Here is a 23,534-nt window from a genome sequence, read left to right as displayed (position 1 = left end):
GGAAAGCCACGCTCTTTCTGGTAAGAAATCAGCATATCCAGCACCTGCTGCTGGCATTGAGTTAACGTCGTCATGCCGCCATCTCCCTGACCAGTTTTTCAGCCTGCTGGCGAACCTGCGCCAGAAAGGCCTCACCACATGCCTCAAGTTCATCGCGCCCGATGTAGCTGATTGCCGCTCCCTTCCAGGTCTTGTCGAAAACAGCAATAGCACCAGCGAAGAAAGCGCCTGTCGGCACCTGCTTCTCATCCTTCGGGATAAACCAGGCAGGCAGTTCAAAACCAATACGCCCGCGAATAAAAGCAATATGGTCTGCGTCTTCCGGCCACCACACTTCGCTGGTGGCAGCTTTGATCAGGAAAACATAGCGCCCGCCCTTATCACGCATGGCACTGGCATGTTTCATGATGTAACGCATGCCGGTGATGTATTGCCCCTCATGCTGACTGGCGCGGCTGTATGGGGGATTACCAAAGGCAGCACCTTTAAGCTCCGCAAGACGTTCTGACCAGTCATGCGCCAGCGCGTTGTCTTCCGCCGTGTAATACGCGGCACATTTGGCGTTATCACCGTCAGTGAACAGATCCAGAACAAACGGGCCAAACAGGGTGTTAATTCCCCAGAAAATGTTGTCCGGCGTGCGCCACTGATCGCCCACTTCCTTCAGTTCATGGGCTGGTTTGTTTCGCAGCTCCACCAGCGCCTGGCAATATTTATTACTCATTAAGCCCCCACGTAATTCCCTGACAGATACCACTCATCACCCGATACAGCGCGCTTGCTGCTTTTCCGTAAGCACCGCTCACGGCGCGCCAGAAAATTGTTTCGTTCTGACTGGGAGTGGCTTTCACGGAATGCCTCCATCCACACCGTTGCAGCACGACGGAATAAACCTCTGGACTCCAGATCTTCTGCCTGCTGAATCAGGCGCAAAATCACCCGCTGATCATTAGTGCCGACGTAGCTTTTACTGGCCACACTCATATGCTTCAGCACCGGCTCAGGTGGCAACACAGCCTTGCGAGAAAAATGCCTGTGTGTTTTGCCTTCACTGCGATAAGCGACACGTCTGCACTGGCGTAACTTACGGGTCGTATTCAGTACACGGGGACGTGGAAAGTATGCAAACGCATTCGCAATATCACCGGTCGTACATCCAGGATTGCTTTCAATGAATTTTTGAATCTCACTCATCAGGCTCATGCTCACCCCCTGAATCCTGCCGGGATCTGGCTGTAGTCCACATTGTTGTAACTGGCTTTGAAGTACGGGTCTTCGCATCTGGCTGCCGATACCGCAGGAACTTCCCAGGATTCTTCGAAATGACGATCCGGACCAAAGAACGTGACAGCCTGTTTAACAAATTGTGTGCCGCTGTTACCCATCGCAGATATCCAGCCCGCGTAGCGTTTCACACCTTCCAGCATGGTTTCGGGGTTTACCCCCTCATTCAAACGGGCTTTCCAGGCTTTGAAGGCTGCAGATTTTGAATTGCCACCAGCACGTTTGGGATATGCCAGCCATGCCTGTTCAAACTCCGGAGAGTATTCCGGTCGGTTTGAACGAACCCGCACAGACTCATCAGCAGATTCACCAACAGCTATTGGTTCATTGACTGGTTCTTTGACTGGTTCAAAAGAGTGACTGGTTCTGGGTGAATCTCCTGCACTACCCCCTGGTGCAACTCCTGCACTACCTGGTGAATTTGCTGCACCAGATAGTGAATTATTTGCACTACCCCCTAGTGAATCTCCTGCACCATCCAGATGAAGGAGATAGATATTACTTGAGTTACCTTTTTCACCTTTCCGGGTGACTTTTTTTACCAGCCCGGACTCACAAAGGGCCGCAATATGATTCATCACAGAACGTTTGCTAATCTCGCACTGGTCAGCAATATGCTGGTAGCTGGGCCAGCACTCACCCTGATCGCTGGCATTATCAGCCAGCTTGATCAGAACCAGTTTTCGCAATGGATTACCCACTCGAATTTTCATCGCTTTAACCATCAGCTCCATACTCATGCTGCACCTCCGAGATGCTTCATGTTTTTTCCGGAGCAAAAGGCTATAAGCGGCATACTGACTCGGTAATTACGGCCCAGCGGTTCACAAATCACCTTCTGACATTCACGGTCAACCAGGCTAACACGTAGAACATGCCCTGCAGGCGTGGTGTACCACTGCCCAACTGTAGGAATTGATGTTTTTTTACGCTGAAGCAAACGGCAAATATTGAGGATCAACGGATTAAGCATGACGATGCCCTCCGCTGATATTCAGGAGACGGTGAATATGAAAATTAGCCTTATCCGCCAGACGAATACGTTCAGCCTGCAAGTTAAGAAGGGTTTCTACCAGAACCTGATGCGCCTGCGGATCCGAAAGAGTTACCTTGCGCAGAGCACGTAGTGCAGTTGTTACATAACTGAGTTTATGTAAGTCTTCATCATTCAGACGAGAGAGGGCTGGGACAGTAGCCATGATGGCAGCCTCCGATAACAGTGAATTACCTTCACCACCGGAAACGCCAATTTCGCTGGTGGTGAACTGAACGGGGTTGGCGTAACCGGCGTTATCGGAAACCGGCGCACCTTTCGGTGCCCCCGTCCAGCCCACCATAATTTGGGTGTGCGCAGACGCAGACGATAAAAAAGACGCTGGCGCGTCATATATCGCCGATAACATTTCCAGGACGCCAATCCCGGCACCCGCTTTATAAGGTGCCTGAACAGTGTAACGTCCCGGAATGGCAGAATCAATGTGCTGGTGGTCCTTCACACTCAACAAAATCACGCCTGAATTTCCACAAAGGACTAAAACACTCATGCGGGTAGTCTTTGCGAAGATAGATAACGCGCTGTGTTTCTGGCTCCCAACGAATAACATGGACATAAAGCCCTCTTCCGTCACGAAACCAGCGGTTAAGTTCCTGCACAACTCGCCCCCCACAGTCAGGTAAAGTTCTCTGTGGTTACTTACAGCCAGGTGATTTGGTAATCTGCATTCATGCCGTAACAACAGGTGTTCAGCGACGCTGACCACCTGCTGTTGCGACAAACGGTTATTTGCCGTTAAACTGTTCATGCGTTAGTTTCTCCACAGACACAAAACGCCACGACGCCCGGAGCTGCACACTCGCGGGCGTCACTCTTTTCTGGAGCGCAAAAGATTTTGTAGACCAGTGCTGCATGCTCCTGGAGCTTCGAAATTGACAGATACAACTCATCATTAATTGCTGTCTGCTCGTGTGGCTCCACTACCCCATCTTCGATTGCCGAACGAATCTGCTTTGAGTAACTCCCGATCTGTTCGATGACTTCCAGCAGGCGCTGGTTTATATCGGCGTTCTCCACTTCCTCAATTTCAGGAAGCGATACAAACACCCCACCAGCAGACTGTGCGACAGCATCCGCAATGTAGTGAGTGCCAGCCGCGCGCTGTAAAATCATTGCCCATCCCAGCGGGAAAATCTGATCGCCATCTGCACGAAGGCGGTTGAATAAAGCGTTCTCTGTTACATCCAGCCACTCAGCAGCTTCAGCGTACCCCCCCGGCAACGCCGCGATAGTTTTTCTGACAGCTTTCACGTACCACTCAGGCTGTTTTTCTACTTTCCAGTGATGCTTACCCACGGTTAGCCTCATCGTTCTGTGGTTAAAAATTGAAGGTGTTCTGTTAATCTTTCGGATAGATATCCGGTCTTAAGTCAGATTTCGTAATTGCACCTGACGTGCATTGCTCAAGTTTTTTAGCCAGCACAAAACTGGCTTTTTTATAACCATTGAAAACCAGCCGTAAGTAGCCTGGTGTTGAGCCAACTTTTCCGGCCAACTCGCCCTGCTGTTCTTTGGTTAAAGAGTCCCAATACGCTTTCATACAATATGTACCTCCGATGTACATATTACATGATTAAAATGAACCTTCAAGATACTTGTACCTTAACGGTACAAGGGTTTTAATTTCATTATGAAAACAGTCCATGACATCCGGCGGTCTAACGCCAGAAAACTGAGAGATGGTGTTGGCGGGAATTCTTCCTTTGCCACCATGATTGATCGCGAGCCAACCCAGACCAGCAGGTTTATGGGAGATGGTGCAACTAAAAATATCGGTGACAGCATGGCACGGCACATCGAAAAATGTTTCGACCTGCCTGTCGGATGGCTTGATCAAGAACACCAGACAACGAACATCACAAAAAAACCTGATGTTTCAATCACTAACAAACAAATAACGTTAGTCCCTGTCATATCATGGGTACAGGCCGGAGCATGGAAAGAAGTTGGCTATTCTGAGGTTGATTTGAGCACAGCAGAAACTTATCCCTGCCCTGTACCCTGTGGCGAAATGACTTATATCTTGCGGGTGATTGGTGATTCAATGATTGATGAGTACCGCCCGGGAGACATGATTTTTGTTGATCCTGAAGTCCCTGCCTGCCACGGTGACGACGTTATTGCATTGATGCACGATACAGGCGAAACCACCTTCAAGCGGTTGATAGAAGATGGAACACAGCGTTACCTCAAAGCATTAAACCCAAACTGGCCTGAACCTTACATTAAGATCAACGGTAATTGCTCTATAATTGGTACAGTGATTTTCTCGGGAAAACCAAGAAGATACAAAATAAAGGCCTAATCAATATTTATGAACCTGCTTCGGCAGGTTTTTTTATACTTGACAATGTACCTTTGAGATACATAATGTATCCAAAAGAAACATGCAACAGGCAAGATTCAAACAAAATTTGGTTGTAACACGGCGTATGGCACATGCGTCGTTAGCGGTCTGGGGACGTTAAAGGGGACAATCCACTCCTTGCTCGGGCAAACAAACCAGGTAGCCGGAATGTGCAAGTCAATGATGATGCTGATAAGACGCCTAACCAGCGTGGCGATTCGGTTTGACGCCTGGGAAGAGACCAGGGTGCAACGATAAGAGCATTTATGGAGCCGCGACAAAGTGTGGTGCCGTAACTGGCTAAGTGCTCTCAGCGTTGTGGTAATCCGCGAAATGGCGCGGCGGTAAGTATGGCGGGGTTACTCTTTCCCCGTTGAGGACACCGGATTGTCAGGCTGACCATACGCCTGAGTGACAATCCCGCCACAACAGCCACTGCTTTGGCGGTACCAGTTTGTACACTTGCTTCCGGCTGGTACCGCTCTTTTTACAAAACAGAGAAGAGCATCACCGGACGACGGGCTCATAACCCAATCCATCCGGGCGGCTGTCACCGCAGGTGTTCTTCTCTGTTTTGTGGAGAAACTAACCGACCTTGCAGGGTCGATATGATGAGGAGCAGCAAAATGGCTAGCGAACGCAGTACTGATGTGCAGGCATTTATCGGGGAGCTGGACGGCGGCGTATTTGAAACCAAAATCGGCGCAGTTCTCAGTGAAGTCGCTTCCGGTGTGATGAACACGAAAACCAAAGGTAAGGTCTCACTCAACCTGGAAATCGAACCGTTTGATGAGAACCGTGTGAAAATCAAACACAAACTCTCATATGTTCGCCCGACTAACCGCGGGAAAATTTCCGAAGAAGACACCACCGAAACGCCGATGTATGTCAATCGCGGTGGTCGCCTGACTATTCTGCAGGAAGACCAAGGACAATTACTGACTCTTGCCGGTGAGCCTGACGGAAAACTCCGCGCAGCAGGTCGTTAATATCGTTCTTAATAAACTGATTATTTATCTCATCACTGAATATCTTTATATAGTGAGGACTTATTATGTCTCAGAACTTAGACGCAACCGCAATTAATCAAATCCATGCCCTTATTTCTGCTCAGGGTGTTAATGAAATTATCAGTAAGATTGGTGCCGATGCTGTGGCATTGCCTGAGAATTTCCGCATTCATGATCTGGAAAAATTTAATTTAAATCGCTTCCGTTTCCGTGGTGCGCTTTCCACTGCCAGCATCGATGACTTTACCCGTTATTCTAAAGATCTTGCAGATGAAGGCACCCGCTGCTTTATCGATGCCGATAATATGCGAGCCGTCAGTGTGCTTAACCTGGGTACTATTGATGAACCAGGTCACGCAGATAACACCGCCACTCTCAAACTGAAAAAGACAGCACCGTTCTCTGCTCTGTTGTCTGTTAACGGCGAGCGTAACTCCCAGAAGTCACTGGCAGAATGGATTGAAGACTGGGCCGACTATCTTGTGGGCTTTGATGCTAATGGTGACGCTATTCAGGCAACAAAAGCGGCTGCGGCGGTCCGTAAAATCACGATTGAAGCAAACCAGACCGCTGATTTTGAAGATAATGACTTCAGCGGCAAACGCTCCCTGATGGAGTCTGTCGAAGCGAAAACCAAAGACATTATGCCAGTGGCATTTGAATTTAAATGCGTTCCGTTTGAAGGCCTGAAAGAACGTCCGTTTAAATTACGCCTCAGCATTATCACTGGCGATCGTCCTGTACTGGTTCTGCGCATTATTCAGCTGGAAGCGGTGCAGGAAGAAATGGCTAACGAATTTCGTGATCTGCTTGTTGAGAAATTCAAAGACAGCAAAGTAGAAACCTTTATTGGTACTTTCACCGCCTGATTTCATTACTGCAAATGCCCCTGCGGGGGCATTTATGGAAACATAATTTACTCAATAATCGCCGGATGGTGAGGGCTTCCTTTTACCAAAATTCAGCGCGGTGCAGCGCATATAAAGTGGAGAACGAAATGTCATTTATTAAAACTTTTTCCGGGAAGCATTTTTATTATGACAAGATAAATAAAGACGACATCGTTATTAACGATATCGCGGTTTCCCTTTCAAATATCTGCCGCTTTGCCGGTCATCTTTCTCACTTCTACAGCGTCGCCCAACATGCGGTGCTTTGCAGCCAGCTGGTGCCGCAGGAATTTGCTTTTGAAGCGTTAATGCATGATGCAACAGAAGCGTATTGCCAGGACATCCCCGCACCACTGAAACGCCTTCTTCCTGACTATAAACGGATGGAAGAAAAAATAGACGCCGTAATCCGTGAGAAATACGGGTTACCTCCGGTTATGAGCACGCCAGTGAAATATGCCGATCTCATTATGCTGGCAACCGAACGCCGCGATCTCGGGCTTGATGATGGCTCTTTCTGGCCTGTACTGGAAGGTATCCCGGCAACAGATATGTTCAAAGTGATTCCACTGGCACCGGGCCATGCCTACGGGATGTTTATGGAACGTTTTAACGAGTTATCGGAGTTACGCAAATGCGCATGAATGTTTTCGAAATGGAAGGGTTTCTTCGTGGGAGATGTGTACCGCGAGACCTGAAAGTGAATGAAACAGATGCTGAATACCTGGTGCGTAAATTCGATGCGCTTGAAGCTAAATGTGCGGCACTGGAAAACAAAGTAATACCAGTGTCAACTGCACTGCCACCAGCAAATGAAAGTGTTTTGTTATTCGATGCTAACGGAGAAGGCTGGCTAATTGGCTGGCGTTCTCTCTGGTACACCTGGGGGCAAAAAGAAACCGGAGAATGGCAGTGGACATTTCAGGTCGGGGACCTTGAAAACGTCAATATCACTCACTGGGCAGTAATGCCGAAAGCACCGGAGGCTGGAGCATAATGATCACGTTTACCGACAAAGAACTGATTAAAGAAATCAAAGAGCGAATTGGGAGCCTGGACGTTCGAGACAATATTGAGCGCCGTGCTTATGAAATAGCGTTAGCTTCGCTGGAAGCCGAACCTGTAAGCCAGACTTACAAGTTGAACGAGCTATCTGGCAACTCTCCGGTAACTCCGGCTGGTTGGATAAGCTGTAGTGAGCGAATGCCGAACGACGCGCAGTGGTGCGTAGTGGACACAGAAGGCGGGTATTACGTGCAATGCTGGTCTGAAGGTCAAGGATGGCTTGGAGATGACATCAACCTAAGTAATTGCGATGTAATCAGATGGATGCCGATACAAGAACCGAAGCAGGAGGTGGAGTGATGAACAACTTAATGATCGACCTTGAGACGATGGGGAAAAATAAAGATGCACCGATCGTTTCCGTTGGCGCGGTGTTCTTCACCCCAGAAACCGGAGACATCGGACAAGAATTCTATACGGTTGTCAGCCTGGACAGTGCTATGGAGCAAGGGGCTACACCTGACGGCGATACCATCCTGTGGTGGTTGAAACAAAGCCCTGAAGCACGAGCTGCAATCTGTATTGATGATGCTTTGTCGATCAGCGATGCACTCTCTGAACTGAGCCATTTCATTAATCGGCACGCAGACAATACGAAATATTTAAAAGTCTGGGGTAACGGAGCCAACTTCGACAACGTAATTTTACGCGGAGCTTATGAGCGAGCTGGACAAATCTGCCCATGGGCGTACTGGAATGATCACGATGTACGCACGATCGTTACGCTTGGGCGTTCCATCGGATTCGACCCAAAAATGGACATGCCTTTCGATGGCGAACGGCACAACGCCCTGGCTGATGCCCGTCATCAGGCAAAATATGTTTCCGCTATCTGGCAGAAATTAATTCCTGCCACCAGCACAGAATTATGATTTTCCCGGGTGCAGCCGGTTTTGATGGAGAAAATTATGAACACCTTGTTTTTACTGATGGCTGAATTCAATACCCCAAACATTGAACTCTCAGCAGTTAGCCAAAAGTACTTTGGTATGAGTCCAGCCACAGCAGAAGCAAAAGCAAATGCTTGTAAGTTACCTGTTCCAACATATCGCATCGGCACATCACAAAAAGCAAAACGTTGCATCAATATTCAGGATCTTGCGGAATACATAGACAAAAGACGAGAAGAAGGACGAGCTGAGTGGGAAAAGGTCAGAACGGATAAACAAAAATATAACTAAACTAAAACCATGAATAACCCGTGTATATACGGGTTATTTTTCTTTATCGCCATCTTTTCTTGATTTGAACAATCCACTAACAACGAAGCCAACCAAACCAACAATGCTAATTGTACTTGTACCTAGTAATGCAACGATTGCTTCAACTGGAGGCTTTCCTTCATGAGCAATAAGAAACGATACAAACATTACGGCTACAAATAAGCACCACCACGACATAAACCAAACCGTGAATGATGCCATTTTTGTCCGAAGTTCATTGTCTATTTCTTTACCAGTTGCGTCAGCTATCTTATCGCGTACTTGTGATTTGAGCATATCAAGCTGAGCTTGAAGACTGTCCATTCTGTGCTGCTGCATAAACTCATGCAATGCACCTGTATTAGAACCAAACTCTTCTTCCTCCAGAATAGCTTTATTTTCTGAAGAAGAATCATCATCGCTCTCATGATTAGACGGCTCAAATGCAGATTTAAAAACCTGTTCTTGACTGTCAGTATAGTTTAAGGATGCTTCAGAGCGACCATTTTCAACACCTGCAGCCGCTCCGATAAGTTTATAGATATCTGAATTGCGAGACATGTCATCCCTGAATATTACTTTTTCAGAGGCCCTGACATTGCTGTCGGTTATTCAATAAATCATGATAATAAGTCTTGATCGCATCATCTGGGATGATTGACGAGCCAATACCATTATAAGTTTGTGACCAAGGCGTACCTGGCATATGAGTTAGAGTTGATAACTCAATTCCATTTTTCGAGCCGTAAAATTTATAAACAGCCCCTATAATGCTCTCTGCTTGCGGATCCATAGTAACAATGCCACCAAAAGGAGCTACTGCTACATTCGTAACAGGCTTATTCCCATAATCTTTGAAAGCATCGTACATTCCGGGAATAACCGGACCGTACTTCCACGCAGAGACACATTCGTTGAGCAAAGGCTTACCTGTTAATGCTAAATAGTAACCATGGGCAATATAAGTAAGCTTCTGCAGTTGCATGTGGGTCAGAGGATTATGATGTTGGTTTCCCAACGTTATGAATTTATTGGCTATTTGTACCGGGCTGTACATAACCACCCTCCTCATTACACTGAATGTGCAAACAGTATCATCACTGTTATCTCAACCTAGCACGAACAAAAAAATTTTGGAAGATTGCAAGAGCAATTCACTGTGTTTATAACCAGTAAACAACTGTACATATACACAGGTTACAAATTGGTGGCGAATTATACATGCAGACGTTGCGATGTCAACAAAGCTACCATCACAGTGTTTTGCACCTCACACTGTTTATGACAAAAAATCTTTTGATAGGTTCCCAATAGGCTCCCACAAAACACATAACCAATTGTTTTTCAAAAACGATACATCCTATCGAGCATAGGAGCAATAGAGAAACGGTATGCGGGATAAGCGGTTTGTGATTCTGCTGACATGGCGATTTTTTAAGCATCTGGTGAATTGGGGGCGCTACTATAGCATAACGAATATGCGATCAGGCAATGTGGCAGCTTCGATGCCCGGTTGTCGGTGTTTAAGTGAGAATTATGGTAAAGTAAGGACATTCTTAACCCCACTTTCGAGGTGCACAATGGAAAAGACCACAACGCAGGAGTTATTGGCGCAGGCTGAAAAACTCTGCGCGCAGCGTAATGTGCGCCTGACACCGCAACGTCTCGAAGTGCTGCGCCTGATGAGCCTGCAAGAAGGGGCTATCAGCGCCTACGATCTACTTGATTTGCTGCGCGAAGCCGAGCCGCAAGCCAAGCCGCCGACGGTTTATCGCGCGCTCGATTTTCTGCTTGAACAAGGTTTTGTGCATAAGGTGGAATCCACCAACAGTTATGTGCTCTGTCATCTGTTCGATCAGCCTACGCATACTTCAGCCATGTTTATTTGCGATCGCTGCGGCGCAGTGAAAGAAGAGTGTGCAGAAGGCGTGGAAGACATTATGCATACGCTGGCGGCAAAAATGGGTTTTGCCCTGCGGCATAATGTGATTGAAGCACATGGTCTCTGTGCGGCATGTGTGGAAGTTGAAGCGTGTCGTCATCCTGAACAGTGCCAGCATGATCACTCTGTGCAGGTTAAAAAGAAACCGCGTTAAGAGGGCGTACATCCTTGTACACGTCGGGCAGGAGGGATTAATTACCAGCGGTAATCATGGCGTTTTTCCCAGCTATCAACCTCTTTTTCTGCCTGATCTTTCTGGTAACCGTAACGTTCCTGGATTTTACCCACTAACTGGTCACGCTTACCTTCAATGACCGTCATGTCATCATCGGTCAGTTTGCCCCATTGCTCTTTCACTTTACCTTTGAACTGTTTCCAGTTACCGCCGACTTCGTCTTTATTCATATTCAAATCCTCATCGTTAGGTGGTGAATGAGTGTACGCTCACTTTTCTTCTGAACGTGGGATTAAGTGTAGTCAGGAATTTGGCTTAGGATTATTTATTCAGAACTTTTAACCGTCATGTTGCTGAAAACCAGGTTCCATTACGCCAGTGACGACGCCAGATAACCGCCAGTGAAAGCCCGCGCAGCGCCAGAAAGACGGTTAACGCCAGCCATAAACCATGGTTACCCAACCACGGCAACGTCAGTAGCGTCAAAGCGAACCCTGCTGCTGCGACTGCCATACTATTGCGCATTTCGGCAGCGCGCGTTGCGCCAATAAACATACCATCCAGCAGATAACACCAGACTCCTACCAGCGGTAAAATAACCTGCCAGATTAGGTAGCGATCGGCCAGTTGCTGAATCTGAGTTAACGACGTTAGCAACGCGATGATATGTTCACCCGCCAGCAAATAAACCACCGAAAACAGCAATGCCACGATCCCCGACTGGCGGCATGCTGCGCGCCAGACATCCAGTAACTGGCTACCGTCGCGCGCACCATACGCCTGACCGGAGTGGGCTTCAACCGCGTAGGCAAAACCATCCAGCGCATAAGCGGTAAAGGTGAGTAGCGTCATCAGGACTGCGTTGACGGCGATAATATCGCTCCCCAGCCGCGCCCCAAGAACCGTTATTGCGCCAAAACAGAGTTGTAGCAGCAGTGAGCGCAGCATAATGTCGCGGTTAAGCGCCAGCAAGCGACGGAAGTTTCCTCGCCAGGCAGTTTTCAGCATTTCGCCGGAGATGCCACGTAGTTTGAGGATTTTACGCACCATTAGCAGACCAATCATCAATGTTGCATATTCCGCAATAACCGTCGCCAGCGCCGCGCCCTGCACGTTCATATGCAGCCCCATCACCAGCCAGACATCCAGCACAATGTTGAGGATATTGCCAACCACTAACAAAATCACTGGCGCGCGGGCATATTGCACGCCGAGCAACCAGCCGAGCAGCACCAGATTCGCCAGCGACGCCGGTGCGCTTAACCAGCGGATTGCAAGAAAGCGCCGCGCCTGTTCCAGAACCGCTTCGCTACCACCAACAATATGCAGCGCCAGCTCGATAATCGGCGTACGCAGTAAGGCAATCAACGCTCCGGCCCCCAGTGCCAGCAGCAACGGCTGCACCAGTGCACGCGCCAATGCCTGAGGATTTTTGGCACCATAAGCCTGTGCAGTAAGCCCGGTAGTGCTCATACGCAAAAACAGCAACAGCATAAAGAGAAAACTGGTCGCCGTTGCGCCAACCGCCACGCCGCCCAGATAAACCGGACTATCAAGATGACCAATGACCGCCGTATCAACCAGTCCCAGCAAGGGAACGGTGATATTGGAGAAAATCATGGGTAAAGCCAGATGCCAGAGTGCCTTATCAGATGAAGTGAGGAATGCCATGCAGACAAGCCTGATGAAGAGAGATTAAAAACAAACCGCGATGCCAGGCGGCATCGCGGTATCAGAGATAGATTACAGCCAGTCGCCGTTGCGAATAACACCAACCGCCAGCCCTTCAATGCTGAAGCTCTGCTGACGAAGGTCAACGACAATGGGTTTAAACTCGCTATTTTCTGGCAGAAGTTCGACTTTATTACCCTGTTTTTTCAGACGCTTAACGGTAACTTCGTCATCTATACGCGCGACAACGACCTGACCATTACGCACATCCTGGGTTTTATGCACTGCCAGCAAGTCGCCGTCCATAATGCCGATATCTTTCATCGACATCCCACTGACGCGCAGCAGGAAATCGGCATTCGGTTTGAACAGGGAAGGATCGACCTGATAATGACCTTCAATATGCTGCTGCGCCAGAAGCGGTTCACCGGCAGCCACACGACCCACCAGCGGCAACCCTTCTTCCTCTTCCTGCAACAGACGAATCCCGCGCGATGCGCCGGAAACAATTTCAATAACGCCTTTGCGTGCCAGCGCCTTCAGATGTTCTTCTGCCGCATTTGGGGAACGGAACCCCAAACGCTGCGCGATTTCCGCACGCGTCGGCGGCATACCTGTCTGGCTGATGTGATCACGGATGAGATCAAACACCTCTTGTTGCCTGGCCGTTAACGCTTTCATTCCGCCCCCTGGGTGTATATACAGTTATGCTGTGAGTATATACAGCAAAAGGTGATTTTGGAACCATAAACTACACAATAAACCAGAGATTTATCGAATTCTGGAAGGGTTATCCAAAATGCGACCATAACAGAATGCACCAGGTAATCACGGCGACGATAATAGCGATCAGCACCGCGGCAGAGCCCATATCTTTCGCCCGCCCGGAAAGCTCATGGTATTCAGAGCCAATACGGTCAACCACCGCTTCGATGGCACTATTGAGAATTTCCACAATCATCACCAGCATGACAGAACTAATAAGCAATACTCGGGTTATTGCATCCACATCCAGCCAACAGGCAATAACAACTGCCAACAATACCGCCACGCCTTCCTGACGGAATGCCGCTTCGTTGATCCATGCGGCACGTAAACCTTTCCAGGAATAGCCAGCAGCTTTGATAATTCGGGTGAATCCAGTGGTATTATTGGCCATCGAAAGAACCTTTTTACATTATGAGCGTCAATATCAGTGTACCGTTGAATCCGAAGATTACGGTTAGCGTAACGTCGCGCGAAACATGAGCGGATACCACAGAATTTCCCATGACTTTCTGCTATCCTTCCCGCGCATTTGCATTATTAACCAGAGGCTTTACATCGTTTATGTCCGGCTGGCCACGAATTTACTACAAATTACTGAATTTACCATTAAGCATCCTGGTAAAAAGCAAGTCTATTCCGGCAGATCCTGCCCCGGAACTGGGACTCGATACCTCTCGTCCAATTATGTACGTTTTACCGTACAACTCAAAAGCGGATTTGCTGACGTTGCGCGCCCAGTGCCTGGCGCACGACCTGCCTGACCCATTAGAGCCGCTGGAAATAGACGGCACGTTACTACCGCGCTATGTGTTTATTCATGGCGGGCCGCGTGTTTTCACCTATTACACACCGAAAGAAGAGTCTATTAAGCTGTTCCACGACTATCTCGATCTGCACCGCAGCAACCCAAATCTGGATGTGCAGATGGTGCCGGTATCGGTGATGTTTGGTCGTGCGCCGGGGCGCGAAAAAGGTGAAGTTAACCCGCCACTGCGCATGCTCAACGGCGTACAGAAATTTTTCGCCGTGCTATGGCTCGGTCGCGACAGTTTTGTGCGCTTCTCTCCGTCAGTTTCGCTGCGCCGTATGGCGGATGAACACGGCACGGATAAAACCATCGCCCAAAAACTGGCACGCGTGGCGCGTATGCACTTTGCCCGCCAGCGTCTGGCTGCCGTAGGGCCGCGCCTGCCAGCTCGTCAGGATCTGTTTAACAAACTGCTCGCCTCCCGCGCCATTGCCAAAGCGGTAGAAGACGAAGCGCGCAGCAAAAAAATCTCCCATGAAAAAGCGCAGCAGAATGCTATTGCACTGATGGAAGAGATTGCTGCGAACTTCTCTTACGAGATGATCCGCCTGACTGACCGTATTCTGGGCTTCACCTGGAACCGACTTTATCAGGGCATCAACGTCCATAACGCCGAGCGCGTTCGCCAGTTGGCCCACGACGGTCATGAGCTGGTGTATGTGCCTTGCCACCGCAGCCACATGGACTACCTGCTGCTTTCTTACGTGCTGTATCACCAGGGGCTGGTGCCGCCGCATATCGCCGCCGGGATCAACCTGAATTTCTGGCCTGCCGGGCCGATTTTCCGCCGTCTGGGTGCGTTCTTTATTCGCCGCACGTTTAAAGGCAATAAACTCTATTCCACGGTTTTCCGTGAGTATCTCGGCGAACTGTTCAGCCGTGGTTATTCCGTCGAGTACTTTGTGGAAGGCGGTCGTTCGCGTACAGGCCGTTTGCTGGACCCGAAAACCGGTACGCTGTCGATGACCATTCAGGCGATGCTGCGTGGCGGCACACGTCCGATTACGCTGATTCCGATCTACATCGGTTATGAGCACGTCATGGAAGTGGGTACTTACGCCAAAGAACTGCGCGGGGCAACGAAAGAGAAAGAGAGCCTGCTGCAGATGCTGCGCGGTTTAAGCAAGCTGCGTAATCTCGGTCAAGGCTATGTCAACTTCGGTGAACCAATGCCGTTGATGACCTACCTTAACCAGCACGTGCCAGACTGGCGTGAATCTATCGATCCCATCGAAGCGGTGCGTCCGGCCTGGTTAACGCCGACGGTCAATAACATTGCTGCCGATCTGATGGTACGCATTAACAACGCGGGCGCGGCTAACGCCATGAACCTGTGCTGTACTGCACTTCTGGCGTCACGTCAGCGCTCACTCACCCGCGAGCAGTTAACCGAGCAACTCAACTGCTATCTGGATTTGATGCGCAACGTGCCTTACTCCACGGACTCTACCGTTCCTTCAGCCAGTGCCAGCGAGCTTATCGATCACGCGCTGCAGATGAACAAGTTTGAAGTTGAGAAGGATACTATCGGCGACATCATCATTCTGCCGCGCGAGCAAGCAGTGCTGATGACCTACTATCGCAACAACATTGCGCATATGTTGGTGCTGCCTTCGCTGATGGCGGCAATTGTCACCCAGCATCGCCACATCTCTCGCGACGTATTGATGGAGCACGTCAATGTGCTGTATCCGATGCTGAAAGCGGAGCTGTTCCTGCGCTGGGAGCGCGACGAGTTGCCGGGCGTTATTGATGCGCTGGCGAATGAAATGCAACGTCAGGGGCTGATTACGCTGCAAAATGATGAATTGCATATCAACCCAGCGCATTCCCGCACGCTTCAGTTGCTGGCCGCAGGCGCGCGCGAAACGCTGCAACGTTATGCCATCACTTTCTGGCTGCTGAGCGCCAACCCGTCGATCAACCGCGGTACGCTGGAGAAAGAGAGCCGCACCGTGGCGCAACGTCTCTCCGTGCTTCACGGCATCAACGCGCCAGAGTTCTTCGACAAAGCAGTATTCAGTTCTCTGGTACTGACGCTGCGTGATGAAGGGTATATCAGCGACAGCGGCGACGCCGAACCGGCAGAGACGATGAAGGTCTATCAGTTGCTGGCGGAGTTGATTACGTCAGATGTACGTTTGACGATTGAGAGTGCGACGCAAAGCGAAGGGTAATCGGTGAGAGTTGCCGGATGCGGCGCAAACGCCTTATCCGGCCGACCATAATCTGCAAATTCAATAAATTGCGATTTATTGTGTAGGCCTGATAAGCGCAGCGCATCAGGCAGCCCAGAAGAAAGCCGGATGATCATCCGGCTTTTTTACATCATCAGAAATGCCAGTAACTCATTGCCAGCCCTAAAAACAGCACCAGGCCAACATAGTTATTATTCATAAATGCTTTAAAGCAGGCTTCACGCTCGCGGTTGGCAATCAGTTTTTGTTGATAAACAAACAGAGCGCCAGCCACCAGAATTGACCAGTAATATCCCCAGCCTAAGCCATTTAACTCACCGATGATTGCCATCAGCGCCAGTACGCCAATCTGCAAAATACCGATAATCAACTTATCGTATTGGCCGAACAGAATTGCGGTGGATTTAATACCAATCTTCACGTCATCGTCACGGTCGACCATCGCATATTGCGTGTCGTAAGCCACCGCCCACAGAATATTGGCAAGGAACATCAGCCAGCAGCTTAACGGCACCGATTCACTCACAGCGGCAAAAGCCATTGGAATCGACCAACCAAACGCCGCACCCAGCACCACTTGCGGTAAATGGGTATACCGCTTCATAAACGGGTAAACCCACGCCAGCGCCAGTCCGGCAATCGACAACAGAATGGTCATCGTGTTCAGTGTCAATACCAGTAAGAACGAAAGCAGCACCAGCACCACAAATAGCGTTCGCGCCTCTTTCTCCGTAACCGCACCGCTGGGAAGTGGTCGGTTTGCCGTGCGCTTAACATGGCCGTCAAACTTACGGTCAGCATAGTCATTCACCACGCAACCGGCGGCGCGCATCAGCCAGACGCCTGCGACAAACACCGCCAGGATCCAGAGTTGGGGAACACCTGGGGTCGCCACCCACAGCGCCCATAACGTTGGCCAGAGCAGCAGTAACGCGCCAATTGGCTTATCCGTACGCATTAAGCGGTGAAACGCCAGCAGCTTATTTTGCGTCAGACTCCACTCCATATTTTTTTCCTCTTAGTACAACGGTGACGCCGGTAAAAACAGCTCGGTCAGCAGCAGTGGCTTACCGCTTAATCGCAGGCGGGAACGTCGCCCCCACAATCCGGCATCACGGCCTATCTCAATAAAGTCCCGGGTTAATGTCGATGATGTGAACAGATAGCGGCCTAACGGCGTTTTACCTAATTTTTGTAACGCCAGCTCGGGGCCACTTAACGTTGACACAGGAACGACGGTACGTCCGGCGAGCCAGGGTTCACCATCAGCACATAACAATATTTCTCGTAACCAGTAACGGGGCTCTTTCGGCAGCAGCGGTAATTCTTCGGGGATTTCATTCTGCTCGACAAACCCTTCACGGATCATCGTTACGCTCACCGTTTTTCCCTGCTGTTCAAAACGTTTAGTCATGGAATCTTCCAGCAACAACCAGTCGAGCAGTTGCGGTTCCAGCGCAGGGATCTCTGCAAAATAGCGCAGCGCACGCAGTTGCGTTAACGCGGGGTGTGACATGCCGAACTCTCCGTTACATAACGTAAAGGCATTGTATCGCAGAAAAGCGATAACGGGAGATGTAAAGCATATTAAGTGATCTAATACGCAACAAAAACGCAACAATCACTGGGAGGGAGAAAAAAAGGTGCGCCCGAAGACGCACCAGTTGTTGCAAAATCAGCACTGTGGGGCGTACTTACCCCTTGCCTTTTACACTGCTGATAAAGGTGGAACGGGCAGATGTCGATCCCAGACGTTCAGCTTCATCAAGCAGTTTTAACGCCTTATCAACATCACCTTTCGCGACAGCGTTTTTGATCGCGGTATTAAAATAACTTTCCGTGTCGTTGAGCATCGGTTCGCTTTTCTTCGCTGGCGCCGGAGCGGGTGCAGCCACGGTTGGTGCCGCCGTGTTGCCTACCGTAACCGGAGCTGGGGCGGAAGAACCAAATAACGGCCCCACCAACACGCTGGAGCTGGAGTTGGTTTTCACTTTCAGTTTCAGCAGGCCATCAGTGGTATGACGGGCAACCGGATCTGGAATATCTGGCACCGAGTTACCAACACCTTTGGCATAGGCTTTTGCCGGGTCGAGCAGTTGCGTCGTCTGCTGGAGATCTTTTTCCGTGGTAAAGACCAGAACATACAGTTTTTGTTGCCCCAGTGCTGGTGTCAGGCGCATCACTCCTTCCAGACGATCGGCGCTCATGACGCCAGGTTCCTGGTAAGTGAAATAACTGCTGGGGAAGAAGGCAGATGGCGTCATGTTTTGATCAAGAATCAGCACGTTCGGCGCAAATACACTGGTTTGTTTGTTCACTTCGCTGGTCAGCGTAAGGGTCAGTTCGCCAATGTTTGCCGGAACGCTGTATGCCGCAACCGGGCCACTGATACCAGGAACGTTCAACCGTTGGCCGCCAGTCGCTAACTGGGTAGTCTGAGTTTTGGATTGATCGACGGGTGTCCAAGTTAATTGTTGCAGCGCAGCAGATGGAATGGCAGGCGCGTCACTGGTGTTTTGCGGTACGTAGTTGACGTCGGCGAGGCTAATTCCAGGCGCGCTCGCCAGCAACCCTGCTGATAAACAGAGGGCGATGAGACTTTTATTCATTTTCATTGTTTTCACCTCAAAATCTGGAGTTCAGCGGTAGCCAGGCAATAGCGCGCTAAACCGATAATCAGAGGGGCTTGCGCCCCTTATAGATAATGGCAACGTGTTTTTATGCCGGATGCGGCGTAAACGCCTTATCCGGCCTACATTCGGCAACAGTTGTAGGCCTGATAAGACGCGGCAGCGTCGCATCAGGCGTTGGTTGCCGCATGCGGCGTAAACGCCTTATCCGGCCTACATTCGGCAGCTGTTGTAGGCCTGATAAGACGCGGCAGCGTCGCATCAGGCGTTGGTTGCCGGATGCGGCGCAAGCACCTTATCCGGCATACACATTGCTATTACCACCAGATTTCCATCTGGGCGCCGAAGGTCCACTCGTCGCTATCACCGCGACCGAAGCTACCACCTTCGAAGCTCGCCGGAACGGCTTTACCGTAGTTCGGGTTGGAAGAGGAACTACCGTTGTAGTCATAGCCCCATTTCTCATCCCACTTGGCGTAGGTTGCGAAGACACGAATAGCCGGGCGTGACCAGATGCTGTCGCCAGCCTGCCATTGTTGTGCGAGGGTAATTTTGTACTGATTGTTCTTGTCGCCAGTGCGCTGGGATTCGACGTTGTCGTAGCCGATCTCCATCAAAGTGCTCATGATTGGCGTCCACTTGTACATCGGGCGAATACCGACGGTCCACCACTTGGTGCCGTTATCGTTATCCCAGTTGATATCCTGATACATACCCACGTACATCATGTCCCAGTTGTCGCCCATCGAGATCGCACCATGATCAAGAATACGCAGCATGTGACCGTTGTTGTTGATGTTGTAGGCAAAGTGTTCGTTATCAAACGCGACGCCAGAGCCCTGTGACAGACCTTTACCCTGCGAGGTCATCGAGTCAGTTGCGTACTGAACAACAAACTTGTTGAAGCCCTTCAGGATGCTCTGAGTATGTTCAGCAGTGAATAACCAACCGTCTTTCGATGCGCCATCAACCAGACGATAGTTATCACGCAGGTTAGCGCGACCGTAGTCGACACCCAGTTCTAACGTACCGCCTGGGTTGATTTCCATCTGCGCTAAACGCACGTCGAAGACATCGTTCGCAGTTTCGTTGGTGTAGTCATAGATATTGTTGCTGGCGAACGAGGAAGAACCACCTGCTTCAGAAGAGCGGGTTGCAGCCAGAGAGAGCTTACCGAAGCCAACATCGATGTTTTCCAGACCGGCACCAGGACCAGAAATATCCCAGTAGTAGAAGTCGATCATATGAACGTCATGACGTTGATAGAAACGCTTACCCGCCCAGATGGTGGAACCAGGCAGCCATTCAATCAGGTTTTTACCCTGCACGTTCGCTTCACGGAAGGCCGGATCAGTGGCTTCCCAGTCATTCTGTTGCGCGACGGAATAGGCCACGTTAGTGTCGAAATAGAAGCTCTTATCGCCCTCTTTCCACACTTCCTGACCCAATTTTAATTCAGCATAAGTTTCACATTCGTTGCCAAGACGGTATTTACTTTGAGCACCAGTGGTCTGGAAACACTGTTGTTCACCGCCACTCCCTGTCCAGCCGATACCGGAACGAGCGTAACCGTGGAAATCCACAGCCATTGCCTGAGCAGACATTACGCCCGCTGCGACGGCAACCGCCAGAGGAAGTTTGCGCAGAGTAATCATCATTCTATCTCCTGAGTCATTGCTTTTCTTTTTTCACATCACCTGTCACAGGTTTTGTGTCTTTTGTAGGGTGCTTAAACGCCCGGCTCCTGATGCAGTCGACGACATGCAGTGCCATCCTCACGGAACAGATGGCAACGCTCTGGCGGCAGGCCGATAGCGAATGTGGCACCTTCTTCTACCAACACCACGTCAGACTGGCGGTACACCAGGTTTTGACGAATGGAAGGGATCTGGATATGAATTTGGGTTTCGTTGCCGAGTTGCTCGACGACCTGAACTTCACCTTCAAGGATGACGTCGGCGATATCACTTGGCAGTAGATGTTCCGGGCGAATGCCCAGTGACATGTTGGCTCCGACCTGAACGTTGTGGCTTTCAACCGGAAGCCAGACTTGCTGGAGGTTTGGCATCGGCAGCTCAACCTGGACTTGATCGATTGCAACGGCGGTCACTTTTACCGGCAGGAAGTTCATTTTCGGCGAACCAATAAAACCTGCGACAAAGCGGTCTGCCGGATAGTGATACAGTTCGAGAGGTTTCCCGACCTGCGCCACGCGCCCGGCATCCAGCACCACGATTTTATCGGCCAGCGTCATCGCTTCGACCTGATCGTGGGTGACGTAAATCATCGTGCGGCCCAGACGTTTATGCAGGCGGGAGATTTCGATACGCATCTGCACACGCAGCGCAGCGTCAAGGTTGGATAGCGGTTCATCAAGTAAAAACACGCTTGGCTCTGCCACCAGCGTTCGACCAATCGCCACTCGCTGACGCTGCCCGCCGGAGAGTGCCTTCGGTTTGCGATCAAGCAAGTGCGCCAGTTGCAGTACTTCCGCCACCTGGTTAACGCGCTGGTTGATCACCTCTTTCTTCGCGCCCGCCAGTTTCAGGCCAAAGGACATGTTTTCTGCCACTGACAGATGGGGATAGAGCGCATAGGACTGGAACACCATGCCGACGCCGCGTTCGGCTGGCGGGGTATCGTTCATTCGTTTCTCACCGATGAACAGGTCGCCGCTGGTGATCGTCTCAAGACCGGCAATCATGCGCAGTAACGTTGATTTACCGCAGCCAGATGGCCCGACAAACACCACGAACTCACCTTCGTGGATCTCGAGGTTGATATCTTTCGATACCACCACATCCCCCCAGGCCTTCGTTACATTTTGCAGCTGTACGCTCGCCATGCCCTTCTCCCTTCGTTACAACCTGTCATCGACAGCAACATTCATGATGCGGTGACTATGCTTGATCGACAGATAGCTTAAATCCTCCACCCCCAGGCTTTTTTATGGGGGAGGAGGCGGGAGGATGAGAAGGTGGTGTCTGCGTACTAATCCGAAGGAAAGTAAGGAAATTCGTGATGTTGCTTGCAAAAAACATGGCGATTTTGTGTGCGCCCTCCCGCAATACTGCCGTTTCTGCGACATGGATCACACAAAACGAAGGTGGGGCGTAGGGGCAAGGAGGATGGAAAGAGGTTGCCGTATAAAGAAACTAGAGTCCGTTTAGGCGTTTTCACAAGCACTTCACCAACAAGGACCAGAGATTATGAAAATAAAAACAGGTGCACGCATCCTCGCATTATCTGTTTTAACGACGATGATGTTTTCCGCCTCGGCTCTCGCCAAAATCGAAGAAGGTAAGCTGGTAATCTGGATCAACGGCGATAAAGGCTACAACGGCCTTGCTGAAGTCGGTAAGAAATTCGAGAAAGATACCGGAATTAAAGTCACCGTTGAGCATCCGGATAAGCTGGAAGAGAAATTCCCCCAGGTTGCGGCAACTGGCGATGGTCCGGACATCATCTTCTGGGCGCACGACCGCTTTGGCGGCTATGCCCAGTCTGGTCTGTTAGCTGAAATCTCTCCGGACAAAGCGCTCCAGGACAAGATTTATCCATTCACCTGGGATGCCGTGCGTTTTAACGGCAAACTCATTGCTTACCCGGTTGCCGTTGAAGCGTTATCGCTGATTTATAACAAAGATCTGCTGCCGAACCCGCCAAAAACCTGGGAAGAGATCCCGGCGCTGGATAAAGAACTGAAAGCGAAAGGTAAGAGCGCGCTGATGTTCAACCTGCAAGAACCGTACTTTACCTGGCCGCTGATTGCTGCCGACGGTGGTTATGCGTTCAAGTATGAAAACGACAAATACAACGTGAAAGACGTTGGCGTGGATAACGCTGGCGCGAAAGCGGGTCTGACCTTCCTGGTTGATCTGATAAAAAACAAACACATGAATGCGGATACTGACTACTCCATTGCAGAGGCAGCCTTTAACAAAGGTGAAACTGCGATGACCATTAATGGTCCGTGGGCATGGTCTAACATCGACACCAGCAAAGTGAACTACGGTGTGACGATGCTGCCAACCTTCAAGGGACAACCGTCCAAACCGTTCGTTGGCGTGCTGAGCGCAGGCATTAACGCGGCCAGTCCGAACAAAGAGCTGGCGAAAGAGTTCCTCGAAAACTACCTGCTGACCGACGAAGGTCTGGAAGCGGTGAATAAAGACAAACCGCTGGGTGCCGTGGCGCTGAAGTCTTACCAGGATCAGCTGGCGAAAGATCAACGCATCGCCGCCACCATGGATAACGCCAAGAACGGTGAAATCATGCCGAACATCCCGCAGATGTCCGCCTTCTGGTATGCCGTGCGTACCGCAGTAATCAACGCAGCCAGTGGTCGTCAGACCGTTGATGCCGCGCTGAAAGATGCACAGGGTCGTATCACTAAGTAATGCCTGAAATGCCGGATGCGGCGTGAACGCCTTATCCGGCCTACGAAAATAAAACGTATGTAGGCCTGATAAGACGCATCAGCGTCGCAT

Annotated in this window: 30 protein-coding genes and 2 pseudogenes; 12 read left to right on the top strand and 20 right to left on the bottom strand. The window is 50.2% G+C overall.

Annotated elements, in window-relative coordinates:
- From FEK42_RS16560 to FEK42_RS16525, 9 genes and pseudogenes are all read right to left on the bottom strand, one after another.
- A pseudogene (locus FEK42_RS16560) lies at window positions 1-74 on the bottom strand (LexA family transcriptional regulator); the annotation flags it as partial.
- Window positions 71-724, bottom strand: a complete 654-nt coding sequence (locus FEK42_RS16555; protein ID WP_001409632.1) for a phage N-6-adenine-methyltransferase — start codon at window positions 722-724, stop codon at window positions 71-73. The pseudogene FEK42_RS16560 and the gene FEK42_RS16555, both read right to left, overlap by 4 nt.
- Complete coding sequence (locus FEK42_RS16550) at window positions 724-1,203, bottom strand: PerC family transcriptional regulator (protein WP_138211892.1); 480 nt, start codon at window positions 1,201-1,203, stop codon at window positions 724-726. Before FEK42_RS16550 ends, FEK42_RS16555 begins: the two co-directional genes overlap by 1 nt.
- A gap of 2 nt (window positions 1,204-1,205) precedes the next feature.
- Entirely contained in the window at window positions 1,206-2,024 is an 819-nt protein-coding gene (locus FEK42_RS16545; protein WP_131162413.1) for a helix-turn-helix domain-containing protein, read from the bottom strand.
- Window positions 2,021-2,257 (bottom strand): hypothetical protein, encoded by a 237-nt coding sequence (locus tag FEK42_RS16540; protein WP_072837645.1) that lies wholly within the window; start codon window positions 2,255-2,257, stop codon window positions 2,021-2,023. Before FEK42_RS16540 ends, FEK42_RS16545 begins: the two co-directional genes overlap by 4 nt.
- Window positions 2,250-2,828 (bottom strand): ash family protein, encoded by a 579-nt coding sequence (locus FEK42_RS16535; RefSeq protein WP_240783160.1) that lies wholly within the window; start codon window positions 2,826-2,828, stop codon window positions 2,250-2,252. Before FEK42_RS16535 ends, FEK42_RS16540 begins: the two co-directional genes overlap by 8 nt.
- Window positions 2,758-2,937, bottom strand: a complete 180-nt coding sequence (locus tag FEK42_RS23065; RefSeq protein WP_001341559.1) for a DUF4222 domain-containing protein — start codon at window positions 2,935-2,937, stop codon at window positions 2,758-2,760. Before FEK42_RS23065 ends, FEK42_RS16535 begins: the two co-directional genes overlap by 71 nt.
- Before the next feature lie 145 nt (window positions 2,938-3,082).
- Entirely contained in the window at window positions 3,083-3,634 is a 552-nt protein-coding gene (gene ymfL, locus FEK42_RS16530) for a protein YmfL (protein WP_000515860.1), read from the bottom strand.
- Window positions 3,635-3,677: 43 nt separating this feature from the next.
- Complete coding sequence (locus tag FEK42_RS16525; RefSeq protein ID WP_000649477.1) at window positions 3,678-3,878, bottom strand: YdaS family helix-turn-helix protein; 201 nt, start codon at window positions 3,876-3,878, stop codon at window positions 3,678-3,680.
- Window positions 3,879-3,968: 90 nt separating this feature from the next.
- Between FEK42_RS16525 and FEK42_RS16520 the strand changes: the two genes are divergently transcribed.
- The 9 genes and pseudogenes from FEK42_RS16520 to FEK42_RS16475 all read left to right on the top strand — a co-directional run bounded on the left by FEK42_RS16520 (window position 3,969) and on the right by FEK42_RS16475 (window position 8,831).
- Window positions 3,969-4,643, top strand: coding sequence for a LexA family transcriptional repressor (locus tag FEK42_RS16520; RefSeq protein WP_000859462.1), 675 nt, complete (start codon window positions 3,969-3,971; stop codon window positions 4,641-4,643).
- A gap of 504 nt (window positions 4,644-5,147) precedes the next feature.
- Window positions 5,148-5,297 (top strand): annotated as a pseudogene (locus FEK42_RS16510) (hypothetical protein); the annotation flags it as partial.
- Window positions 5,298-5,311: 14 nt separating this feature from the next.
- The gene (yfdP, locus tag FEK42_RS16505; RefSeq protein ID WP_000135682.1) at window positions 5,312-5,674 is read left to right on the top strand and encodes a protein YfdP; all 363 of its coding nucleotides are present in this window, start codon (window positions 5,312-5,314) and stop codon (window positions 5,672-5,674) included.
- A gap of 65 nt (window positions 5,675-5,739) precedes the next feature.
- A complete protein-coding gene (locus tag FEK42_RS16500; RefSeq protein WP_000081287.1) occupies window positions 5,740-6,564 on the top strand; it encodes a DUF2303 family protein in 825 nt (274 codons plus the stop codon).
- A gap of 128 nt (window positions 6,565-6,692) precedes the next feature.
- Window positions 6,693-7,229 (top strand): 5'-deoxynucleotidase, encoded by a 537-nt coding sequence (gene yfdR / locus FEK42_RS16495; protein WP_097508965.1) that lies wholly within the window; start codon window positions 6,693-6,695, stop codon window positions 7,227-7,229.
- Window positions 7,220-7,582 carry a hypothetical protein gene (locus FEK42_RS16490; protein WP_135493251.1) on the top strand — a complete coding sequence of 121 codons (363 nt, stop codon included), beginning with the start codon at window positions 7,220-7,222 and terminating at the stop codon, window positions 7,580-7,582. Before yfdR ends, FEK42_RS16490 begins: the two co-directional genes overlap by 10 nt.
- Entirely contained in the window at window positions 7,582-7,950 is a 369-nt protein-coding gene (locus tag FEK42_RS16485; RefSeq protein WP_135493250.1) for a DUF551 domain-containing protein, read from the top strand. Before FEK42_RS16490 ends, FEK42_RS16485 begins: the two co-directional genes overlap by 1 nt.
- Complete coding sequence (locus tag FEK42_RS16480) at window positions 7,950-8,522, top strand: 3'-5' exonuclease (protein ID WP_135493311.1); 573 nt, start codon at window positions 7,950-7,952, stop codon at window positions 8,520-8,522. Before FEK42_RS16485 ends, FEK42_RS16480 begins: the two co-directional genes overlap by 1 nt.
- 36 nt (window positions 8,523-8,558) lie before the next feature.
- Entirely contained in the window at window positions 8,559-8,831 is a 273-nt protein-coding gene (locus FEK42_RS16475; RefSeq protein WP_001093911.1) for a pyocin activator PrtN family protein, read from the top strand.
- A gap of 33 nt (window positions 8,832-8,864) precedes the next feature.
- Here FEK42_RS16475 and FEK42_RS16470 read toward each other — a convergent pair whose 3' ends face one another.
- Together FEK42_RS16470 and FEK42_RS16465 are read right to left on the bottom strand one after the other, a co-directional pair.
- Complete coding sequence (locus tag FEK42_RS16470) at window positions 8,865-9,413, bottom strand: hypothetical protein (RefSeq protein WP_135493249.1); 549 nt, start codon at window positions 9,411-9,413, stop codon at window positions 8,865-8,867.
- Window positions 9,414-9,435: 22 nt separating this feature from the next.
- Window positions 9,436-9,909 carry a type II toxin-antitoxin system antitoxin SocA domain-containing protein gene (locus FEK42_RS16465; RefSeq protein WP_059242328.1) on the bottom strand — a complete coding sequence of 158 codons (474 nt, stop codon included), beginning with the start codon at window positions 9,907-9,909 and terminating at the stop codon, window positions 9,436-9,438.
- A 523-nt stretch (window positions 9,910-10,432) separates the two neighbouring features.
- Here FEK42_RS16465 and zur point away from each other — a divergent pair.
- The gene (zur, locus tag FEK42_RS16460) at window positions 10,433-10,948 is read left to right on the top strand and encodes a zinc uptake transcriptional repressor Zur (RefSeq protein ID WP_130205794.1); all 516 of its coding nucleotides are present in this window, start codon (window positions 10,433-10,435) and stop codon (window positions 10,946-10,948) included.
- Between the two features lie 41 nt (window positions 10,949-10,989).
- Here zur and FEK42_RS16455 read toward each other — a convergent pair whose 3' ends face one another.
- From FEK42_RS16455 to dgkA, 4 genes are all read right to left on the bottom strand, one after another.
- Entirely contained in the window at window positions 10,990-11,199 is a 210-nt protein-coding gene (locus tag FEK42_RS16455; protein ID WP_001030602.1) for a CsbD family protein, read from the bottom strand.
- A gap of 115 nt (window positions 11,200-11,314) precedes the next feature.
- Window positions 11,315-12,640: an MATE family efflux transporter DinF gene (gene dinF / locus FEK42_RS16450; RefSeq protein WP_135493248.1), complete on the bottom strand. Its 1,326-nt coding sequence runs from the start codon at window positions 12,638-12,640 to the stop codon at window positions 11,315-11,317.
- Between the two features lie 72 nt (window positions 12,641-12,712).
- Window positions 12,713-13,321: a transcriptional repressor LexA gene (lexA, locus tag FEK42_RS16445; RefSeq protein WP_064525560.1), complete on the bottom strand. Its 609-nt coding sequence runs from the start codon at window positions 13,319-13,321 to the stop codon at window positions 12,713-12,715.
- 109 nt (window positions 13,322-13,430) lie between these two features.
- The gene (gene dgkA, locus FEK42_RS16440) at window positions 13,431-13,799 is read right to left on the bottom strand and encodes a diacylglycerol kinase (protein WP_000002907.1); all 369 of its coding nucleotides are present in this window, start codon (window positions 13,797-13,799) and stop codon (window positions 13,431-13,433) included.
- A 170-nt stretch (window positions 13,800-13,969) separates the two neighbouring features.
- Here dgkA and plsB point away from each other — a divergent pair, with 170 nt between their 5' ends.
- Window positions 13,970-16,393, top strand: coding sequence for a glycerol-3-phosphate 1-O-acyltransferase PlsB (gene plsB, locus FEK42_RS16435; protein ID WP_138211893.1), 2,424 nt, complete (start codon window positions 13,970-13,972; stop codon window positions 16,391-16,393).
- A gap of 154 nt (window positions 16,394-16,547) precedes the next feature.
- Here the strand turns inward: plsB and ubiA are convergent, their stop codons facing one another.
- The 5 genes from ubiA to malK form a co-directional block, all read right to left on the bottom strand.
- Window positions 16,548-17,420 carry a 4-hydroxybenzoate octaprenyltransferase gene (ubiA, locus tag FEK42_RS16430; RefSeq protein ID WP_130205787.1) on the bottom strand — a complete coding sequence of 291 codons (873 nt, stop codon included), beginning with the start codon at window positions 17,418-17,420 and terminating at the stop codon, window positions 16,548-16,550.
- Window positions 17,421-17,432: 12 nt separating this feature from the next.
- Window positions 17,433-17,930, bottom strand: a complete 498-nt coding sequence (gene ubiC / locus FEK42_RS16425; protein WP_064525550.1) for a chorismate lyase — start codon at window positions 17,928-17,930, stop codon at window positions 17,433-17,435.
- A 178-nt stretch (window positions 17,931-18,108) separates the two neighbouring features.
- Complete coding sequence (malM, locus tag FEK42_RS16420; protein WP_135493247.1) at window positions 18,109-19,029, bottom strand: maltose operon protein MalM; 921 nt, start codon at window positions 19,027-19,029, stop codon at window positions 18,109-18,111.
- 332 nt (window positions 19,030-19,361) lie between these two features.
- Window positions 19,362-20,702 carry a maltoporin LamB gene (gene lamB / locus FEK42_RS16415; protein ID WP_130205783.1) on the bottom strand — a complete coding sequence of 447 codons (1,341 nt, stop codon included), beginning with the start codon at window positions 20,700-20,702 and terminating at the stop codon, window positions 19,362-19,364.
- 71 nt (window positions 20,703-20,773) lie between these two features.
- Window positions 20,774-21,889: a maltose/maltodextrin ABC transporter ATP-binding protein MalK gene (gene malK, locus FEK42_RS16410; RefSeq protein WP_130205781.1), complete on the bottom strand. Its 1,116-nt coding sequence runs from the start codon at window positions 21,887-21,889 to the stop codon at window positions 20,774-20,776.
- Window positions 21,890-22,253: 364 nt separating this feature from the next.
- Between malK and malE the strand changes: the two genes are divergently transcribed.
- Window positions 22,254-23,444 carry a maltose/maltodextrin ABC transporter substrate-binding protein MalE gene (gene malE, locus FEK42_RS16405; protein WP_130205779.1) on the top strand — a complete coding sequence of 397 codons (1,191 nt, stop codon included), beginning with the start codon at window positions 22,254-22,256 and terminating at the stop codon, window positions 23,442-23,444.
- Window positions 23,445-23,534 lie beyond the last annotated feature (90 nt).

Source organism: Escherichia sp. E2748 (genome assembly GCF_005781125.1).
Taxonomy (GTDB): domain Bacteria; phylum Pseudomonadota; class Gammaproteobacteria; order Enterobacterales; family Enterobacteriaceae; genus Escherichia.
Note: the sequence above shows the minus strand (reverse complement) of the source record. Positions and strands in the feature narration are given on the sequence as shown.

Bases quoted from the DNA above. Each gene is read 5' to 3' on its own strand.
- FEK42_RS16455 (WP_001030602.1), bottom strand. From the start codon at position 11,199: ATGAATAAAGACGAAGTCGGCGGTAACTGGAAACAGTTCAAAGGTAAA.
- dgkA (WP_000002907.1), bottom strand. From the start codon at position 13,799: ATGGCCAATAATACCACTGGATTCACCCGAATTATCAAAGCTGCTGGC.
- FEK42_RS16540 (WP_072837645.1), bottom strand. From the start codon at position 2,257: ATGCTTAATCCGTTGATCCTCAATATTTGCCGTTTGCTTCAGCGTAAA.
- lamB (WP_130205783.1), bottom strand. From the start codon at position 20,702: ATGATGATTACTCTGCGCAAACTTCCTCTGGCGGTTGCCGTCGCAGCG.
- FEK42_RS16480 (WP_135493311.1), top strand. From the start codon at position 7,950: ATGAACAACTTAATGATCGACCTTGAGACGATGGGGAAAAATAAAGAT.
- plsB (WP_138211893.1), top strand. From the start codon at position 13,970: ATGTCCGGCTGGCCACGAATTTACTACAAATTACTGAATTTACCATTA.
- FEK42_RS16525 (WP_000649477.1), bottom strand. From the start codon at position 3,878: ATGAAAGCGTATTGGGACTCTTTAACCAAAGAACAGCAGGGCGAGTTG.
- FEK42_RS16465 (WP_059242328.1), bottom strand. From the start codon at position 9,909: ATGTACAGCCCGGTACAAATAGCCAATAAATTCATAACGTTGGGAAAC.
- ubiC (WP_064525550.1), bottom strand. From the start codon at position 17,930: ATGTCACACCCCGCGTTAACGCAACTGCGTGCGCTGCGCTATTTTGCA.
- FEK42_RS16520 (WP_000859462.1), top strand. From the start codon at position 3,969: ATGAAAACAGTCCATGACATCCGGCGGTCTAACGCCAGAAAACTGAGA.
- ubiA (WP_130205787.1), bottom strand. From the start codon at position 17,420: ATGGAGTGGAGTCTGACGCAAAATAAGCTGCTGGCGTTTCACCGCTTA.
- FEK42_RS16485 (WP_135493250.1), top strand. From the start codon at position 7,582: ATGATCACGTTTACCGACAAAGAACTGATTAAAGAAATCAAAGAGCGA.
- dinF (WP_135493248.1), bottom strand. From the start codon at position 12,640: ATGGCATTCCTCACTTCATCTGATAAGGCACTCTGGCATCTGGCTTTA.
- FEK42_RS16490 (WP_135493251.1), top strand. From the start codon at position 7,220: ATGCGCATGAATGTTTTCGAAATGGAAGGGTTTCTTCGTGGGAGATGT.
- malE (WP_130205779.1), top strand. From the start codon at position 22,254: ATGAAAATAAAAACAGGTGCACGCATCCTCGCATTATCTGTTTTAACG.
- zur (WP_130205794.1), top strand. From the start codon at position 10,433: ATGGAAAAGACCACAACGCAGGAGTTATTGGCGCAGGCTGAAAAACTC.
- FEK42_RS16545 (WP_131162413.1), bottom strand. From the start codon at position 2,024: ATGAGTATGGAGCTGATGGTTAAAGCGATGAAAATTCGAGTGGGTAAT.
- FEK42_RS16550 (WP_138211892.1), bottom strand. From the start codon at position 1,203: ATGAGCCTGATGAGTGAGATTCAAAAATTCATTGAAAGCAATCCTGGA.
- malM (WP_135493247.1), bottom strand. From the start codon at position 19,029: ATGAAAATGAATAAAAGTCTCATCGCCCTCTGTTTATCAGCAGGGTTG.
- FEK42_RS16475 (WP_001093911.1), top strand. From the start codon at position 8,559: ATGAACACCTTGTTTTTACTGATGGCTGAATTCAATACCCCAAACATT.
- FEK42_RS16500 (WP_000081287.1), top strand. From the start codon at position 5,740: ATGTCTCAGAACTTAGACGCAACCGCAATTAATCAAATCCATGCCCTT.
- malK (WP_130205781.1), bottom strand. From the start codon at position 21,889: ATGGCGAGCGTACAGCTGCAAAATGTAACGAAGGCCTGGGGGGATGTG.
- FEK42_RS16535 (WP_240783160.1), bottom strand. From the start codon at position 2,828: ATGAGTGTTTTAGTCCTTTGTGGAAATTCAGGCGTGATTTTGTTGAGT.
- yfdP (WP_000135682.1), top strand. From the start codon at position 5,312: ATGGCTAGCGAACGCAGTACTGATGTGCAGGCATTTATCGGGGAGCTG.
- lexA (WP_064525560.1), bottom strand. From the start codon at position 13,321: ATGAAAGCGTTAACGGCCAGGCAACAAGAGGTGTTTGATCTCATCCGT.
- yfdR (WP_097508965.1), top strand. From the start codon at position 6,693: ATGTCATTTATTAAAACTTTTTCCGGGAAGCATTTTTATTATGACAAG.
- FEK42_RS16555 (WP_001409632.1), bottom strand. From the start codon at position 724: ATGAGTAATAAATATTGCCAGGCGCTGGTGGAGCTGCGAAACAAACCA.
- FEK42_RS16470 (WP_135493249.1), bottom strand. From the start codon at position 9,413: ATGTCTCGCAATTCAGATATCTATAAACTTATCGGAGCGGCTGCAGGT.